The following is a 16,757-nucleotide window of genomic DNA, read 5'->3' as shown; positions in this document are numbered from 1 at the left end:
TGATAGGGGATAATATGCCGAACTGCGCGCCCGCCGGAACCCGGTCGAGCCGCGCTTCGAGCAACCGACCATGACGGGCGGCCCCGCGCCTCCCGCTCGCAGATAGGGCGCGCATGACGGAAACGAAGAACGACGGCAGCCATCGCATCTTCATCGCGGAAGTGCAGGGCCACCAGGCGCGATACAAGAAGCTCATCCAGTTCACCCACTCCTCGACGAAGGCGGCCGGTGCCATGCTGCTCGCCGCCGTGGTGGCGCTCATCGTGGCCAACACGGGCGCGTACGAGGCGTTCCTCGGGTTCTGGCACACCGAGGTGGGCATCTTCTTCGGCGACGCCAAAGCCGACATGTCGCTCGCGCACGTCATCAACGATGTGTTCATGGCCATCTTCTTCCTGCTGGTAGGCCTTGAGGTGAAGTACGAGCTCACGGTGGGCGAGCTCACGAACATCCGCCAGGCGCTGCTGCCCATCATGGCGGCCGTGGGCGGCGTGATCGTACCCATCGCCATCTACCTGGTGTTCAACGCCTCCAACCCCGACACCGCGCACGGCTGGGGCGTGCCCACCGCCACCGACATCGCGTTCGCGCTCGGTATCCTGGCGCTTCTGGGCACCCGCGTGCCCAGCGGCGTGCGCGTGTTTTTGAGCACGCTCGCCGTGGCCGACGACATCATCGCCATCCTCGTGATCGCCGTCTTCTACGGCCACAGCCCCTCGCCGTTCTGGCTGGGCGCGGCGGCGGTGGTGCTGGTGGCCCTCGTGCTGATGAACCGCAACCATATCTACTCGCTCATCCCGTATCTGCTGATGGGCGGCGTGCTGTGGTACTGCGTGTTCATGTCGGGCGTGCACTCCACCATCGCCGGCGTGCTGCTGGCGTTCGTCATCCCGTCGGGCTCGCGCGTGAACCTGAAGGGCTTCATCGACTGGTCGGGCAAGAAGGTGCGCGAGGCTCGCGCCGCCTTCCAGCCCGAGACGCCGGTCATCGCGCAGGGCGACTACATCGAGACGGTGCAGGACCTGAGCCGCGTGGCGCGCCAGGTGGTGCCGCCCGCGACGCGCCTCGAGCACCGGCTGTACCCGTGGGTGTACTTCGGCATCCTGCCGCTGTTCGCGCTCACCAACGCCGACGTGAGCTTCGCCGGCATGGACGTGGGCGCGATGCTCTCCGACCCGGTGCTCTACGGCGTGCTTCTGGGCCTTCTGCTGGGCAAGCCGCTCGGCATCATGCTGATGAGCTTCGCCGTGGTGAAGACGAAGCTGGCCTCGCTGCCCGAGAACGTGAACTGGTTCCATATGCTGGGCGCGTCCATCCTGGGCGGCGTGGGCTTCACGATGGCCATCTTCGTGGCGAACCTCGCGTTCACCGACGAGTTGCACGTGGCCACGGCGAAGCTCGGCATCCTGGCGGCGTCGCTTCTGGCGGGCGTCATCGGCTTCGGATTCCTGTTGCTACAGGCCAAAGCGGCGCAGAAGCGCGGCGTGGCGTACCTGTCCACCCCGGGCGACGACGTGGAGAGCCTGCAGACCGCCGACAGCGAGGCCGTGCGCGACATCGAGGACATCCTGCGCGATCTGCAGGATCCCGGCATCAGGCAGCAGATCGACGCGGCCCGCCGCCGCGACGGCATCTTCGAGATCGAGGTGAACCTGGGCGAGAGCGGCCTTTTGGGCGGCGGCTCCATCCAGGACGTGCGCGAGGCCGTGCGCGACGAGGTGGTGCGCGTACTGCGCGAGGAAGGCGAGGAGGACATCCTGCAGAAGGTGCAGCAGGAGTTCCGCGAGAACGCCGGCGAGCCGCCGCTCAACGGGGTGGAGGAGGTGCTGCGGCGCGAGGGCGAGCAGGCCCTTCGCCGCGAGGGCGAAGACGCCGAGGGCATGTCCGGCGGCAAGGACGACGGGCCTGGCAAGCGGGAATAGGCGCTCGCGCGTGGCATCTCCGTGAGATTCGGACGTGCGGCGCGGAGCCTGCGCTATACTTTACGGCCGTGAAACGTTGTTCGAGCGAAGGATACGCCATGGAAGCTGCCGCCATCGTTCTCGCCGCTGGGGCGGGCACCCGCATGAAGTCCAAGAAGCCCAAGGTGGCCCACCAGATACTGGGCAAGCCCCTCGTCCGCTGGGTGGTGGACGCGGCGCGCGAGGCCGGCGTGGAGCGCGTGGTGTCGGTGGTGGGGCATGCGCGCGAGCAGGTGATTCCCCTGGTGGAGGCCGACACGGCCGTGGCGGTGCAGGAGTCGCAGAACGGCACGGCGGGCGCGGTGCTCGTGTGCGCCGAGGCGCTGGCGGACTTCGACGGCTCGCTTGTGGTGCTCTCGGGCGACTCGCCGCTCATCACGCCGGACACCATCGCGCGGCTCGTGCGGGCGCGCGAGGAGGCCGACGCGGCCGTGGTGGTGCTCACGATGGAGCTTGAGAACCCCTTCGGCTACGGGCGCATCGTGCGCGACGCCGACGGCGCGGTGGCGCGCATCGTGGAGCAGAAGGACGCCTCGCCCGAGGAGGCGGCGCTGCGCGAGTGCAACTCCGGGTTCTACTGCTTCGACGCCCGTGCGCTGTTCGACGCGCTTGCCCAGGTGGGCAACGACAACGCGCAGGGTGAGTTCTACCTCACCGACGTGCTGGAGATCTGCCGCAACGCGGGGCGGCCCGTGCTCGCGCTCGTCACCGACGACGCGTCCGAGTGCCTGGGCGTGAACTCGCGCGCGCAGCTGGCCGAGGCCACCAAGCACTTGCAGCGCCGCATCAACGCCGCGCACATGGCGGGCGGCGTGACCATGACCGACCCCGATCAGGTGTGGATCGGGCCCGACGTGGTGCTCGAGCAGGATGTGGAGCTGCTGCCGCAGACGTTCCTCATGGGCTCCACGAGCGTGGGGGAGGACAGCGTGATCGGCCCGAACTCGCGCTTGACCGACACCGTGGTGGGACGCGGCTGCGTCGTGGACGAGACGGTGGCCGTGGAGGCGCGCATCGACGACGGCGCCACGTGCGGCCCGCGCGCCTACCTGCGCCCGGCCGCGCACCTGTGCGAGGGCGCGAAGGCCGGCACGCACGTGGAGATCAAGAAGTCCACGGTGGGCAAGGGCTCGAAGGTGCCGCACCTGTCCTATATCGGCGACACCACCATCGGCGAGGACGTGAACATCGGGGCCGGCTCCATCACCTGCAACTACGACGGCAAGAAGAAGCACGCCACCGTCATCGGCGACGGCGCGTTCATCGGCAGCGACACTATGATGGTGGCTCCGGTGAGCATCGGCGCGGGCGCCGTCGTGGGCGCGGGCTCGTGCATCACGAAGGACGTCGCCCCCGACGCGCTCGCCCTCACGCGCCCCGACCACCGCGAGATCCCCGGCTGGGCCGCCAAGAAGCGCGCCCAGCAAGCCGAGGGGTAGAATGGCATAAAAGGGGACTGTCCCCTTTTATGCCATTTTGGCTTGCAGCAGTGCGAGGGCGTCGCTGGGGGTGAGGGCGGCGACGGGGGAGTGCTTGATGAGAGCCTCGTCGTTGGTGATCAGGTACGTCGCGCTCGCGCGCTCGGCGGCGGCCACGATCAGGTTGTCCTCCAGGTCGTTATGGACGCTGCGCAGCTTGCACGCCATCCACAAATCCGACTCGTCGGCACCCACGGCGGTGGCCTGCTCGCGCAGGTGGAGCACGCATCCCCAAGCTCCTGCCGATGCCGCCGCCGCGTCGCGTTCGGTGAGCGTGCCTGTCTCGTTGCGCATATCGCGCTTGAATGCGTTCGCGGTAAGGTAGAACACGTCTTTGACGATGGCGGCAGGGTACAGCAACGGATAACCGTGCTCGTATGCGAACAGTATGAATGAGAGCGCCTCGGCGTGTCCTGGCCTGTTGGGCAGATAATAGTCGAGCCAGACGTTCGTGTCGACGAGAAGGGTGGACTGTTGGCTAGCCATCGAGGCCCCGTTCCCTAAGGCGCTCGAGCAGGGCGTAGTCGCGCATCTCTTCGTAGGACGCGTTCTTCGTCCAGTCCGAAGGCGTGATTCCAAGCCGTTCGTACGCTTCGGCCATGATGTTCGCCCCTCTGAGGGCGACCTCCCGCCTTCGCGCGCGCTCCTCTTCGGCTTCGCTGCGGGCCGCTTCGTCCTCATCCTCGAGCAGGTTCTGGATGGCGCGCGGGTTGTGCGCGTTGCGCGCGGCGAACTCCCACAGCTTGCGGACCGCCTGCGAGGGCGAGTAGCCCGCCCGCTCGAGCGCCGCGTCGCCGTTGTCCTTGAGCGCGCGCCCGATGCGCGTGTTCATCTGCACGGTGTCTGATGCCATGTGCTCCTCCGATCTTCTGGCTATACAGTATAGCACAATCAGCAGTGCAAGGGGCGCGGAAAGCGCCGCCGATTCCTTACGCTCAATCTGCGTAGAAGCGTCGGTTTTGCCTGTGCGGGCGCATCGTCTGCGGATACAATAGTGCGCAGACACGGGGGGACGCTGCGGGGCGCGGCGACCCGGGGAAACGCGAAGGAGCGCACGCAATGACGGAAGTGCAGAAGAGCATGGCCCTGTTCTCGGGGTCGGTCAATCCCGGCCTCGCCGACGAGATCGCCCGCGAGCTGAACGCATCGCTCGGCAACGTGAAGCTGGAGCAGTTCGCCAACGGCGAGATCTACGCGCGCTACCAGGAGAGCGTGCGCGGCGCCGACGTGTTCCTCATCCAGTCGGTGTGCAGCGGCGGGCGCTACGACGTGAACGACGCGCTCATGGAGCTGCTCATCATGACCGACGCCGCCAAGCGCGCCTCGGCCCGCAGCGTGTCGGCCGTGGTCGCGCACTACGGTTACGCTCGCCAGGACCGCAAGGCCGCGCCGCGCGAGCCCATCACCGCCAAGCTGGTGGCCGACCTGCTGGCCGCGGCGGGGGTGGACAACGTCATCACCATCGATCTGCACCAGGACGCCATCCAGGGCTTCTTCGACCTGCCGGTGAACCACATGACGGCCATGCCCATCTTCGTGGACTACTTCAAGAACATGGGGCTGGACAAGGAGCGTTTGTGCGTCGTGTCGCCCGACGTGGGCCGCGCGAAGGCCGCCAAGAAGTTCTCCACCATGCTGGACTGCGACATCGCCATCATGCACAAGGACCGCCCGAAGCATAACCAGGCCGAGATCACGGCGCTCATCGGCGACGTGACCGACAAGGTGTGCATCCTGAACGACGACATGATCGACACGGCGGGCTCGCTCGTGGCCGCCGCCACCACGCTCAAGGCGAAGGGTGCCGCCGAGGTGTACGCGTGCGCGACGCACGGCCTGTTCAGCGGCCCGGCGTACGATCGCATCGCCAACTCGTGCATCGAGGAGGTCGTGGTGACCAACGCCGTGCCCGTGCCGCTTGAGCGCCAGACCGGCAAGGTGAAGGTGCTCTCCGTGGCCCCGCTGTTCGCGAAGACCATCAACAACGTCTACAGCAACGGCTCCGTGGCCTCGCTGTTCGAGTAATGCCCCGAATGTCACAAAAGGGGACAGTCCCCTTTTGTGACATTTTCGATGAGTAAAGGGAAACGCAACCGATGTACCTGATCGTGGGCCTGGGGAATCCGGGCGAGGAATACGCGCACACGCGCCACAACGCCGGATTCGACACGGTGGACGCTATAGCGGGCGAGGTGGGCGCGCGCTACTGGAAGACGGAGTGCGGCTCGCTCACGGCCAAGGGCGTCTACCGCGACTGCGACCTGGTGCTGGCCAAGCCGCAGAGCTACATGAACACGTCGGGCGGCCCGGTGAAGCAGCTCATGAACGCGTACGGCGTGGACGCGGAGCACCTCATCGTCGTGCATGACGAGCTGGACATCGACCCCGGCACCGTGCGCGTGAAGTTCGGCGGCGGGCACGCGGGGCACAACGGCCTGCGCTCCATCTGCGACAAGCTGGGCACGCGCGACTGGTTCCGCGTGCGCATCGGCATAGGACGGCCGCCCGGACGCATGAACGTGGCCGACTACGTGCTGTCGCTTCCGCGCAAGGAGGCCGCCGAGGACTTCGCCTACGCCGTGGACCGTGGCGCGCAAGCGGCGCTCTCGCTCGTGCAGGTGGGGCTCGAGAAGACCCAGCAGGCGTTCAACTAGCGCTCGGCGCGCCTGGTCTGCTCCCTTTTGTCATCCTGAGCGGAGCGCGTCAGCGCGGAGTCGAAGGATCCCGCGCGGTGCCAACGGGGAGACTGCCTGCTGACGCCGCGCGGGATCCTTCGACTTCGGCCTACGGCCTCCGCTCAGGATGACAACCGGCGCGGCGCTAGCGCTCGGCGCGCTCGATGCGGATACGCGCCTTGTGCGTGCCCAGGGCGATGCCGGCGAGCAGCGCGATCATGAGCGCGTCGAAGAGCCCCGCGAGCACCGCGAGCGTCCAGTGGACTTTGATGGGAATGCACAGCGGCTTCTCGGTCATTTGACCACCAGCAAAAACTCCACGGCGACGAACGCTGCGAGGAACAGCAGCAGGCCGCCGATGGCGCGCGCCTGCTGCGTGTCGGCACCCATCTTCCGCTCCAGCTCGCTCGAGCCGGGATGGAAGTTCACAAGCGAGAGGCCCTTGCCGGTGACGAGCATGTAGAGCGCCGGCGCCAACATGGCGAGGAGGACTATCCCGAGGAGCGCGTACACGTACAGCTTCCCCGGATCGACGGGCACGGCGAGTCCGGCCTCGCCGAAGCACATGGCCACGCTCGCCGCCTGGAACAGGTCGAGCACGGCGAACGCGCCCGCCACCACGGGAAACGACATGCGGCCGTTGAAGCTGCCCGACACGATCCAGTCCTCGCGCCCGGCCGCCCGCTGCCGCTCGAGGACGGCGAACAGGAGGGCCACCGCGAGCTCGAGGACGGCGATTATGCCCGCGCCCACGAACAGCTCGGCCTTCGATCCCCAGCGATCGGGGCCGTCCACGTCGAAGTGCACCGGCACTGTGTCGGGGAGCAGGGGCTGTGCGGCGGCGGTCACCACGAGCGGGAGCACGGCGAGCGCGGCGAGCACCGCGATGCGGCCGTAGCGAACGGGCTGCGGCTTGGCACCTTCGCCGTTCAGATCGGTTTTCAGAGCGTCCATCTCGGCCTCCTCGCTTGCTAATTTAGCAATGCTAAGTATATCTGACCGGCGATTGCGGCGCAATGGGCGGCAGGGCGAACGGCGCGGCGCGTCGAGGGCCGGTTGGTTGGGATATACTGGGGCTTCGCGCGCCGCGACGGCGTTGCGACGGACGAAGGAGGCGGCGTGGACGAGGAGCGGCAGAAGCAGGGGAGGGCGGCGGTGTACAGCCTGTTCGCCGTCGTGGTGCTGGCCTCCGCGTCGGGCAACCTCTCGCAGACGGCGGTCAACGCCATGCTCGGCGACATCATGGGCGAGTTCGGCCTGGCCGTCGACCTCGGCCAATGGCTCACTACCAGCTATATGCTCGTGCTGGGCGTCACCGTGCCGGTGGCTACGTTCCTCTCGCGGCGCTTCTCGGTGCGCCAGCACGTGTTCATCGCGCTCGCGTTCTTCCTGGCCGGCGCGCTGGCCGACCTCTTCGCGCCCAATTTCGGCGTGCTCTTGGCGGGGCGCGTGCTGCAGGCGGTGTCCACCGGCATGCTCATGCCGCTCATGCAGACCATCGCCATGACGCGCTTCCCCCGCGGCCGCCAGGCCACGGCCATGGGCATCGCGGGCATCGCGATGGGTTTCGCGCCCAACATCGGGCCCACCATCGGCGGGGCCATGAGCTTCGCCTTCGGGTGGCGCAGCTTCTTCATCGTGCTCGTGGCGGCGCTCGTCATGCTCGCGGTGGCCGCAGCGGCGCTCATCAGGCCCTCGGCCGCGCCCGACAAAGACGCGCGCCTCGACGTGGCGTCGCTCGCGCTCTCCACGCTCGGGTTCGGCGGCCTTCTGCTCGCGTTCTCCGACGCCAGCAGCTTCTCTCTCGACAGCCCCTTCATCTGGACGCCGCTTGTTCTGGGGGCGTTCTTCCTCGTGCTGTTCGTGCGCCGGCAGAACCGCGTGGACGACCCGCTCATCAGCATGCGCATCTTCGACTCGCGCCAGTACCGCGCCGGATTCATCGCGCAGAACCTGCTCAACGCCTCGTTCATGGGCGTCACGCTCATCGTGCCGCTGTATGTGGAAGGGCTCTGCGGCGGCACGGCGCTCGACGCGGGCGTAGTGCTGCTGCCCGGCACCGTGTGCGCGCTTTTGCTCAACCCGCTGGCGGGCGTGCTCACCGACAAGGTGGGCGTGCGTCCGGTCGCGCTCGTGTCGGGCGCGTTTCTGGCGGCAGGGGCGGTGCTCATGTCGTTCCTCGACGCGGACACGCCGCTTTGGCTGGTCACGCTCTGCCAGGCGGTGCGCGCCGTGGGCGTGTCGGGCCTGGTGGGGCCGCTCACGTCGTGGAGCCTCGCGCAGCTGCCGCGCCCGCACGTGGCCGACGGCTCGTCGTTCTGCATCGCGACGCGCCAGGCGTGCGCGTCGCTGGGGACGTCGGCCATGGTGTTCATCATCGCCACAGTGGGCGCGTCGGCGGCGGGGCTGGCGAACCCGGCGCTCGCCTACCAGCTGGCCTTCGGCTTCTCGGCCGTCATGGCCGTGGCCACCCTCGGCTTCATCGTCGCGAAGGTGCGCTAGGGAAGGACCGCGCCATGAAAGGCGCCGGATGTCATCCTGAGCGCAGCGCGAAGCGCGGAGTCGAAGGATCCCAGGCGGCGTCAGCGAGAAGCGTCACAGCTGGCGCCGCACGGGATCCTTCGACTCCGCTCCCTTCGGTCGCTCCGCTCAGGATGACAAGGCGCGCCCCGTCCCTTTGCCTCATTCAGTACGCGATCGAGCTGTCCTCGGCGCTGTAGTGCACGAGCTTCGGCATATCGAGGATGCGGATGTGCGTGCGCGTGCGCTCGATGACGCCCTCGGCCTCGAGCGCGGCCACCAGCTTCGTGCAGGTGGTGATGTGGATGGACAGCAGCTCGGAGAGCTGTTGCAGCGTGAGGTTGCAGGGGATGTCGAAGGTGCCGTCGGCAAGCGGCGCCTGCGTGGCGCAGAGCTTCTGCAGCCACATGGTCATGCGCTTGGTGGACGACTGGTAGCCGGTGTTGCTGATCCGGTGCCCCATCTGGGCGAACGACATATGGCACACGTTCACGAACTCGTAGAACAGCTCGGCGTCCTCGCGCATGAGCTCGTAGAGCTGGCGCTGCGTGAACGCGAACAGCACGGTGTTCTTCGCGGCGATGAACCGCGCCTTGTACCGCCCGATCGACGCGTAGTCGTTGTACTCGGCGGAGAATGCGTTGCCGGCGTTGCGCCAGTACAGCGGCGCGGGTTCGCCCGATTCCTGCTCGAACGTGGCCACGATCTGCCCCTCGTCGATGTAGTAATAGTACAAGTCGTCGATGGTTTTCGCGCTGGTGCGGATGTACTCGCCTTTGAACAGCTTCTTCTTGCGGCCTTGGTCCTTGTAGTCGGCTATCCTCAGCCGCCGGAACGGCTGCGTGGGTATCAGGATGGAACGGTAGTCCTCTTCGGTCGCCATGGATCCCCCTCAGGCTTCGCGGCGCTCATGTCCCACGGGAATACTAGCACTTTCGGACGGACGAGACAAAGAGCCTGGGGACAATGGCACGCGCGGCGAGCCTCGACGGCCGCAATCTCGATCTTCGCTCCGAAAACACGCCTCGTGCGCTGAGGCGTGTTTTCGGAGCGAAGATCGGGGTCGGCAGGTGACCCGACCCTTTGTCTCAAACCTGGCGTACGCCAGATTCGCGGGTGCGCGAAACCTTGGTTTCCGTTGTTGCGGACGCGTCTGGAACGCGCCCTCGCTTCGTCGTAGAGTGCGCGGTAGCGGGCGCGGTTCGCGCGCCCGGGGGAAAGCGAGGAGAGAGGACAAGGGGATGACGAAGTACGGAATGGCCATCGACCTGCGCAGGTGCGCGGGGTGCGGCGCGTGCGTGGTGGCGTGCCAGATGCAGAACAACCAGAAGCCCGGCGTTTCGTGGAACATCCTGGACGTGTGCGAATGGGGCACGAAGGTGGGAGAGAGCGGTCGCGCGTACGTGCCGCATGCGTGCATGCAGTGCGAGAAGCCGGAGTGCGTGGACGCGTGCCCCACGGGCGCGAGCGTCCGACGCGACGACGGCATCACCGTCATCGCCTACGAGAAGTGCATCGCGTGCGGAATGTGCCTGGCGGCGTGCCCGTACGGCGCGCGCAAGCTCAACCGCAAAAGCGAGAACCTGTTCGGCGCCGACGTGCCCGCGCCCTACGAGAAGTACGGCGTGCAGCGCGAGCTGGTGGCCGAGAAGTGCATCTTCTGCGAGGCGCGGCTGGCCGAGGGCAAGCAGCCGGCCTGCGTGGTGAACTGCCCGGGCCGCGCGCGCTACTTCGGCGACCTGGACGATCCGGAGAGCCCGGTGTCGAAGTTCATCGCCGGCGACGAGGCAGTGGCGCGCATCGACGACACGTCGTTCTATTACCGTCCGGTGGACGGCATGCCGCTCGAGGCGCTGCCGTCCGACGCGCCGTACGCGCCGGAGAAGGCCGAATAGGGGGAGAGGGGATCATCATGACCGACTACTGCAACGTTTCCCGCCGCACGTTTCTGAAGGGCTCGGCGGCGGTCGCCGGGGCCGCGCTCGTGGCCGGCGGCTACGACATCGTCCACCCGGAGGGCGCCATCGCCGAGGAGGCGCCCGTCGAGGTCAAGTACACGTACTGCGACATGTGCAACCACGTGCCGAAGTGCGGCATCGCCGCCAGCGTGAAGGACGGCAAGGTGGTGCGCGTGGAGTCGCGCGACCAGTACCCCGCGTCGCCCATCTGCGCCAAGGGCGTCTCCAGCCTGCAGGAGCTCTACGACCCGCACCGCATCACGTACCCGATGGCGCGCACGAACGCCAAGGGCACGGGCGCGCCGGAGTGGGAGCCCATCTCGTGGGACGACGCGTACGCGCGCATCGCGAGCGAGTTCAACCGCATCAAGGAGGAAAGCGGCCCGGAGGCCGTGCTGTTCTACTGCGGCGACCCGAAGGAGCCGCGCGGAGCCATGCAGCGCCTGGCCACGCTGTTCGGCTCGCCAACCTACGGCACGGAGAGCTCCACGTGCGCGGCGGCTACTTGGATGTGCTCGCAGCTGGTCACGGGGCAGCTCACCATGGGTTCCGACCCCACGGACGCCACGGCCAGCTGCCTGGTGTGGTCGCTCAATCCGGCCTGGTCGCAGCCGTACCGCTTCGGCGCCATGATGAAGCAGAAGGAGCGCGGCTGCAAGTTCGTCATCGTGGACCCGCGCATCACGCCCACGGTGACCGGCCTCGCCGACATCCACTTGCAGCTGCGTCCCGGCACCGACGGCGCGCTGGCGCTCGGCTTCATCAACATCATGATCCGCGACGGCCTCTACGACAAGGAGTTCGTGGAGCAGTGGACGCACGGCTTCGACGAGCTGGCGGCCTACGCGGCCGAGTTCACGCCGGAGCGCGTGGAGGAGATCACCTGGGTGCCCGCCGCCAAGCTTGAGGAAGCGGTGCATCTGATCTGCGAGAACTCGCCGGCCACGCTGGTGTCCAGCTCGGCGGGCGCATGCCACGCCACCAACGTGGGCAACTTCCAGCGCGCGGTGTACTCCATCATCGCGCTCACGGGCGACATCGATGTAGCCGGCGGCCTGGCCATGGGGCCGGGGCTGCCGTTCGATTACTCGGCGTCCACCGCGGCGTTCCGCCTGGAGAAGATGTACGACGAGAAGGGCCTGCAGGACAAGCGCCTGGACAAGGACGACTTCCCGGTGTGGGCGCACTATTTCAAGATGATCCAGACCGCGCACCTGCCGGAACTGGTGGCCGATGGCAAGATCCGCGCGGGCGTGCTGCTGGGCGTGAACTCGATGATGTGGCCGCAGACGCCCGAGTACCAGAAGGCCATCCAGGACATGGAGTTCACCGTGGCCATCGACTACTACATGCGCCCTTGGACGCACGATCTGGTTGACATGCTGCTGCCGGCCGCCATGTGCTACGAGCGCATGGCCCCGCCCGCCGTCTTCGGCCGCAAGATATGGCATCGCGACCCCGTGGTGGAGCCGGCGGGCCAGTGCCGCGAGGACTGGCGGATCATCCTGGAGATCGGCTGCGCGCTGGGCTTTACGGAGGAGTGCTACGGCGGCAGCGTGGAGGCGGCGCTCGACGACATGTACCAGGGCGCGGGCATCGACATCTCGCTGGAGCTTTTGCGGCAGCATCCCGAGGGCTACGAGGTGCCGGGCGGCGTGAAGGGCGAGCGCAAGTACGCCGAGGGCCTGCTGCGCAAGGACGGCCAGCCCGGCTTCAACACGCCCACGGGCAAGATAGAGTTCGTGTCCGAGATTCTGAAGCAGTACGGCTTCGATGGCCTGCCGGTGTACGAGGAACCGGTGCACAGCCCCGTGAGCACGCCCGATGAGGCGAAGGACTACCCGCTGGTGCTGAACAGCGGCTCGCGCGTGCCGTACTACACGCACTCGAAGCTGCGCGACCTGCCGTGGCTCAACCAGTTCATGCCCGACCCGGTGGTGCGCCTGCACCCGGACGACGCGGAGGCGCGCGGCATCACCGACGGCGCGCAGGTGCGCGTGTTCAACCAGTTCGGCGAGGTGACGATGAAGGCCGAGCTCACGAACCTCGTGCTGCCCGGCGCGGTGGACGTCTTCCACGGCTGGCATCAGGCCGACATCAACCTGCTCACCACGCGCGACTTCGACCCCATCACCGGCTTCCCGCCCTTCCGCTCCGGCCTCTGCGAGGTGGAGCGCACGGGGAAGGGGAAGGTCAACCTGTAGGGATGAGAGGGAGCCTTGGCCGTGCGGCCGAGGCTCCCGTTCGATTCCGCACATCTTCGCTCCAAAAACACGCCTCGTGCGCTGAGGCGTGTTTTTGGAGCGAAGATGAGGCTTGGCAGGTGTGCGGTGACCGGGCGGTTAGGCGAGGTCGGCTTTCGTCATGTCGTCGGGGAGGCCCGCCTTCGGCATGGCGAGGGTGCCGGCCTTCTCGCGGCGGCGGAGGTCCCACAGCATGACGGCCGCCGCCACGATGAAGGCGCTGCCGCCCACGATGCCGGTGGCGAGCGGGCCCACGAAGGGGTTGCCGCCGGTGGCCGAGAAGATCACCACGGCGTTCAGGAAGCCGTTGATCGCGCCATGCCCGATGGCGGCGGCCAGGCAGCTGCCCGTGCGCACGGTGACGTAGGTGAGGAAGATGCCCATCACGATGCAGAAGGCGCACATCGCGAGGATCCCCGTGACGGGCCAGCCGAGATACCCCATGCCGTAGTTGTGGCCGATCACAGTGAGCGGCGCGTGCCACAGGCCCCAGATTACGCCCGTGACCAGCAGCGTCGGCACGATGCGCATCTTGGCGGCCACCTTCGGCACCAGGTAGCCGCGCCAGCCCCACTCCTCGCCGAACGTCGTGACGATGTTGAGCGCAGGCGCCATGAGCACGGCGAACGGCAGCTGCATGAGCAGCATCGAGCGCAGCGCGTCGGCGGTCACCTGCGCGCCGCCCGTCGCTTCCACCTGCTGCTGCGCGGTGGCCAGGATGAGCGACATCGAGGGGTCGAAGTCCTGCGGGAACGCGACGAAGTACACGGCCGCACCCGCGCAGGCCAGCGCCGCCGGCGCGAACCACGCCACGAGGAACCACGGCCACGTGCGCTTGAACCCGCGCGGCTTGATGACGCTGTTCTTGAACCCCTCGCGCGTGACGAGGCGCGTGATGAGCACGCCGATGGCGGGGAAGAGCATGGCTGCGCCGGTGACGAGCTGCGTGGCGACGGGCGGAACGCCGACGATGGCCCCCGACGACACCGGGTACACCACCCCGAACTCGTACGCCCACGTCAGAGCGAACGTCACTGCCAAGAACACCGCGATGCGCTTCATGTCTTCCGCCTCTCTTCCGCTCGATGTTTCACGTGAAACATTTGTTTGTGCATTGGCACTTGCTTTCTTGTTCCATCTGTTATAGCATAAATATAACAAACAGGCAAGGAAAGGAAGTCGCATGGATTCTCCGGTGCTCTCGGTCAACCAGGTAGTGAAGACGTTCGGCGACAAGCGCGCGGTGGACGGGGTGTCGCTCGAGGTCATGCCGGGGGACATCTTCGGCTTCGTCGGGCACAACGGCGCGGGCAAGACCACGCTCATCCGCGCCATCGTGGGCGTGGGCGGCTTCGACGAGGGCGACATCCGCATCGCGGGGCGCTCCGTGCGCACCGATGCGCTCGCGTGCAAGCGGGTCACCGCCTACGTGCCCGACAACCCCGACGTCTACGAGTTCCTCACGGGCATCCAGTACCTGAACTACCTCGCCGACATATTCGAGGTGCCCGCCGACCTGCGTCGCGCGCGCATCGAGGTGCTCGCCGACCGGCTGGGCCTCACCTCCGCGCTGGGCGACCTCATCTCGTCGTACTCCCACGGCATGCGCCAGAAGCTCGTGCTCATCGGCGCGCTCGTGCACGAGCCCGTGCTGCTCGTGCTGGACGAGCCGTTCGTCGGCCTCGACCCGGAGGCGTCGTTCCACGTGAAGGAGATGCTGCGCGAGCTGGCCGACCGCGGCTCGGCCGTGTTCTTCTCCAGCCACGTGCTGGAGGTGGTGGAGAAGCTGTGCGACAAGGTGGCCATCATCAAGCAGGGGCGGCTGCGCGCGTGCGGCCCCACGGCCGAGGTGGTGGGCGATGACAGCCTGGAGGACGTGTTCCTCGACATGATCGAGCAGGACGCGGCCGCCGCCGGCGGGCGGCCGGAAGGCGAGCGAGGGGGCCGGTCGTGAAATCGTTCGTCCTCTTGGTGAAAATCCAGCTGCTGGGCCTGTTCGGCATCAACAAGGCGCTGCACGCGAACGCCGACAAGGCGAGGCGGACGCTGGCGCTGGTCGCCGTGGGCGCGGCGGGCATCGTGGCGCTGGTGGCGCTGTACGTGACGAGCGTCGCCGGCGCGCTGGTGCGGCTGGGGCTGGCGGACGCCATCCCTGCGGTGGCCGTGCTGGTGGGCGCGGTGGCCGGCGGCGTGGCGGCGTTCCTCAAGGCGAACGGCATGCTGTTCGCGTTCAAGGATTACGACCTGGTCATGTCGCTGCCCGTGCCCACGGCCGTGGTGGTGCTGTCGCGCATCGCGTCGCTCTACGCCATGAGCCTGGCGTTCGGCCTGCTGGTGATGGTGCCGGCATTCTGCGTGTACGCGGCCAACGTGGGCGTGACGGCCGTGGGCGTGGCGTTCATGGCGCTCTCCGTCGTGCTGGCCCCGCTGGCCCCGCTGGCTGTGGCCGTGGCGCTGGCGGCGCTCATCGCCGCGTTCTCGTCGCGCTTCAGGCATGCGAACATCGTGATGGTGGTGCTGATGCTGGCCGCGACGCTCGCCGTCATCGCAGGGGCCCTGCTGCTGTCGGGCCAAGGGCAGATGGACGACCTCGACGCGCTCGCGCAGATGGGGGCCGCGAAGTCCGATCTGCTCGTGCAGGCGTACCCGCCGGCCGCCTGGGCCGCCGAGGGCGTCGCGCACGGCGATGCGCTGGCGTTTTGCCTGTTCGCGGTCGTGAACGTGGCGGCGGCGCTCGTGCTGGTGTTTGTGCTGACGCGTCTGTTCGTTCCGGTGAACGCGCTGCTCATGTCCACGCGCTCCCACGCGACGTTCTCGTTCGACGCCGCCGGGAAGGGTGCCCGCGCGGGCGTGCGCACGCCTTTCCGCGCCCTGGTGGCGAAGGAGCTGAGGCTGTTGCTGGCCACCCCGGTGTACCTGCTGAACGGCTGCATGGGCTACGTGCTGGTGGTCGTGGGCGCGGCGGCGGAGGCGGTCGCGCTCGCCACGGGCGCCTTGTCGCTCGACGCGATTCCGGCCGAGCTGGCGCCGATGGTGGGGGCGATGCTGCCGTGGACGGTGGCCTTCTGCGTGGGCATCTCGTCCACCACGGCGCCGTCGGTGTCGCTCGAGGGCTCGGCGCGCTGGCTCATGCAGACGGCCCCGGTGCCCGCGCGCACGGTGCTGGGCGCGAAGGCGGCGGTGAACCTGCTGTTCGCGGTGCCCACGGTGCTGGTGGGCGGCGCGCTGCTGGCCCTTGCCAACCCCCTGGACGCGCCTGCCGTGGCGGCGCTGTTCGCGGTGCCGCTGGCGTTCGCGCTGTTCTCCACGTTTTTGGGCCTGGCGCTTGACGCTCGCTGGCCCCGTTACGACTGGACGACGGTGTACGAGCCGGTGAAGCGCGGCATGCCGGTGTTCGCCGTGGTGTTCGGCGGGATGGTTTTGGCGGGCGTGGGCATGGCGGCGTCGCTGTTCGGCGGCCCTCTGGCGGCGTTCGCCGTGGCGGCCGTGGTGGCTGCGGCGTCGCTTCTGCTGTGGCGCGAGACGCTGCGGAAGGGATATGCTTCGTGATGCGGGGCAGGGAAGGAAGGGTGTCATGAGCAGGAAGAGCATGAGCAGGTACGAGGGCACCGCCCTCGAGGGGCGCTCGGGATTGGCGGTGGCCATCGTTCTCGGTGTGGCCGCGGCGGCGCTTGCTGCGCTACAATGGGTGCTGCTGCCCGACCAGGTGGCCATGCAGTTCGGTCTGAACGGGCAGGTGAACACCTGGGCGCCGAAGTGGGTCCCCGTGCTGGCTACGGCGGGGCTCGGGCTGTTCGGCGCGGTGTGGTTCGGCGCCTCGCGCCAGAAGCTGGCCCTTTTGATAGCCGCCATCGGCATGGCGATAGGCGTGTTCGGCCTCGTGGTGAACGGGGTGCTGTTCTGAGAGGAGAGGAGGCGCGCG

General features: G+C 67.9%; 16 protein-coding genes. 10 read left to right on the top strand and 6 right to left on the bottom strand.

Annotated features, from left to right (window positions below; genetic code table 11):
* Nucleotides 1–113 precede the first annotated feature (113 nt).
* On the top strand, nucleotides 114–1,922 hold the full coding sequence (gene nhaA, locus FX134_RS07725; protein WP_080800017.1) for a Na+/H+ antiporter NhaA: 1,809 nt from the start codon (nucleotides 114–116) through the stop codon (nucleotides 1,920–1,922).
* A gap of 98 nt (nucleotides 1,923–2,020) precedes the next feature.
* Nucleotides 2,021–3,400 carry a bifunctional UDP-N-acetylglucosamine diphosphorylase/glucosamine-1-phosphate N-acetyltransferase GlmU gene (gene glmU / locus FX134_RS07720; RefSeq protein ID WP_080800014.1) on the top strand — a complete coding sequence of 460 codons (1,380 nt, stop codon included), beginning with the start codon at nucleotides 2,021–2,023 and terminating at the stop codon, nucleotides 3,398–3,400.
* Between the two features lie 27 nt (nucleotides 3,401–3,427).
* Here glmU and FX134_RS07715 read toward each other — a convergent pair whose 3' ends face one another.
* The gene (locus FX134_RS07715; protein ID WP_080800011.1) at nucleotides 3,428–3,925 is read right to left on the bottom strand and encodes a type II toxin-antitoxin system VapC family toxin; all 498 of its coding nucleotides are present in this window, start codon (nucleotides 3,923–3,925) and stop codon (nucleotides 3,428–3,430) included.
* A complete protein-coding gene (locus FX134_RS07710) occupies nucleotides 3,918–4,292 on the bottom strand; it encodes a translation repressor RelB (RefSeq protein WP_080800008.1) in 375 nt (124 codons plus the stop codon). The genes FX134_RS07715 and FX134_RS07710 overlap by 8 nt, the downstream gene beginning before the upstream one ends.
* Before the next feature lie 206 nt (nucleotides 4,293–4,498).
* Between FX134_RS07710 and FX134_RS07705 the strand changes: the two genes are divergently transcribed.
* Together FX134_RS07705 and pth are read left to right on the top strand one after the other, a co-directional pair.
* Nucleotides 4,499–5,464, top strand: a complete 966-nt coding sequence (locus FX134_RS07705) for a ribose-phosphate diphosphokinase (RefSeq protein WP_080800005.1) — start codon at nucleotides 4,499–4,501, stop codon at nucleotides 5,462–5,464.
* 71 nt (nucleotides 5,465–5,535) lie between these two features.
* Nucleotides 5,536–6,093, top strand: a complete 558-nt coding sequence (pth, locus tag FX134_RS07700; protein WP_080800002.1) for an aminoacyl-tRNA hydrolase — start codon at nucleotides 5,536–5,538, stop codon at nucleotides 6,091–6,093.
* A gap of 166 nt (nucleotides 6,094–6,259) precedes the next feature.
* Here the strand turns inward: pth and FX134_RS14565 are convergent, their stop codons facing one another.
* Both FX134_RS14565 and FX134_RS07695 read right to left on the bottom strand, forming a co-directional pair.
* The gene (locus FX134_RS14565; protein WP_172623419.1) at nucleotides 6,260–6,412 is read right to left on the bottom strand and encodes a hypothetical protein; all 153 of its coding nucleotides are present in this window, start codon (nucleotides 6,410–6,412) and stop codon (nucleotides 6,260–6,262) included.
* Nucleotides 6,409–7,068 (bottom strand): DUF1648 domain-containing protein, encoded by a 660-nt coding sequence (locus FX134_RS07695; RefSeq protein WP_080799999.1) that lies wholly within the window; start codon nucleotides 7,066–7,068, stop codon nucleotides 6,409–6,411. Before FX134_RS07695 ends, FX134_RS14565 begins: the two co-directional genes overlap by 4 nt.
* Nucleotides 7,069–7,233: 165 nt before the next feature.
* On the opposite strand from FX134_RS07695, the gene FX134_RS07690 reads away from it, so the two are divergent.
* Nucleotides 7,234–8,616 (top strand): DHA2 family efflux MFS transporter permease subunit, encoded by a 1,383-nt coding sequence (locus FX134_RS07690; RefSeq protein WP_080799995.1) that lies wholly within the window; start codon nucleotides 7,234–7,236, stop codon nucleotides 8,614–8,616.
* Nucleotides 8,617–8,800: 184 nt separating this feature from the next.
* On the opposite strand, the gene FX134_RS07685 is transcribed toward FX134_RS07690, so the two are convergent.
* Entirely contained in the window at nucleotides 8,801–9,517 is a 717-nt protein-coding gene (locus FX134_RS07685; RefSeq protein WP_080799993.1) for a Crp/Fnr family transcriptional regulator, read from the bottom strand.
* A 358-nt stretch (nucleotides 9,518–9,875) separates the two neighbouring features.
* Here FX134_RS07685 and FX134_RS07680 point away from each other — a divergent pair, with 358 nt between their 5' ends.
* Both FX134_RS07680 and FX134_RS07675 read left to right on the top strand, forming a co-directional pair.
* Entirely contained in the window at nucleotides 9,876–10,529 is a 654-nt protein-coding gene (locus FX134_RS07680) for a 4Fe-4S dicluster domain-containing protein (protein WP_080799990.1), read from the top strand.
* A 17-nt stretch (nucleotides 10,530–10,546) separates the two neighbouring features.
* Nucleotides 10,547–12,796: a molybdopterin-containing oxidoreductase family protein gene (locus tag FX134_RS07675; protein ID WP_080799987.1), complete on the top strand. Its 2,250-nt coding sequence runs from the start codon at nucleotides 10,547–10,549 to the stop codon at nucleotides 12,794–12,796.
* Nucleotides 12,797–12,934: 138 nt separating this feature from the next.
* Here the strand turns inward: FX134_RS07675 and FX134_RS07670 are convergent, their stop codons facing one another.
* Complete coding sequence (locus tag FX134_RS07670; RefSeq protein WP_080799984.1) at nucleotides 12,935–13,897, bottom strand: CPBP family intramembrane glutamic endopeptidase; 963 nt, start codon at nucleotides 13,895–13,897, stop codon at nucleotides 12,935–12,937.
* A 121-nt stretch (nucleotides 13,898–14,018) separates the two neighbouring features.
* On the opposite strand from FX134_RS07670, the gene FX134_RS07665 reads away from it, so the two are divergent.
* The 3 genes from FX134_RS07665 to FX134_RS07655 are packed head-to-tail and all read left to right on the top strand — an operon-like array spanning nucleotide 14,019 to nucleotide 16,739.
* On the top strand, nucleotides 14,019–14,789 hold the full coding sequence (locus FX134_RS07665) for an ABC transporter ATP-binding protein (protein WP_080799978.1): 771 nt from the start codon (nucleotides 14,019–14,021) through the stop codon (nucleotides 14,787–14,789).
* Nucleotides 14,786–16,384 (top strand): putative ABC transporter permease subunit, encoded by a 1,599-nt coding sequence (locus FX134_RS07660; RefSeq protein WP_080799974.1) that lies wholly within the window; start codon nucleotides 14,786–14,788, stop codon nucleotides 16,382–16,384. The genes FX134_RS07665 and FX134_RS07660 overlap by 4 nt, the downstream gene beginning before the upstream one ends.
* Nucleotides 16,385–16,409: 25 nt before the next feature.
* Nucleotides 16,410–16,739 (top strand): DUF1648 domain-containing protein, encoded by a 330-nt coding sequence (locus FX134_RS07655; RefSeq protein WP_172623418.1) that lies wholly within the window; start codon nucleotides 16,410–16,412, stop codon nucleotides 16,737–16,739.
* Nucleotides 16,740–16,757: the final 18 nt, after the last annotated feature.

It is taken from the genome of Arabiibacter massiliensis (genome assembly GCF_902386925.1).
Lineage (GTDB): Bacteria > Actinomycetota > Coriobacteriia > Coriobacteriales > Eggerthellaceae > Arabiibacter > Arabiibacter massiliensis.
Note: the sequence above shows the minus strand (reverse complement) of the source record. Positions and strands in the feature narration are given on the sequence as shown.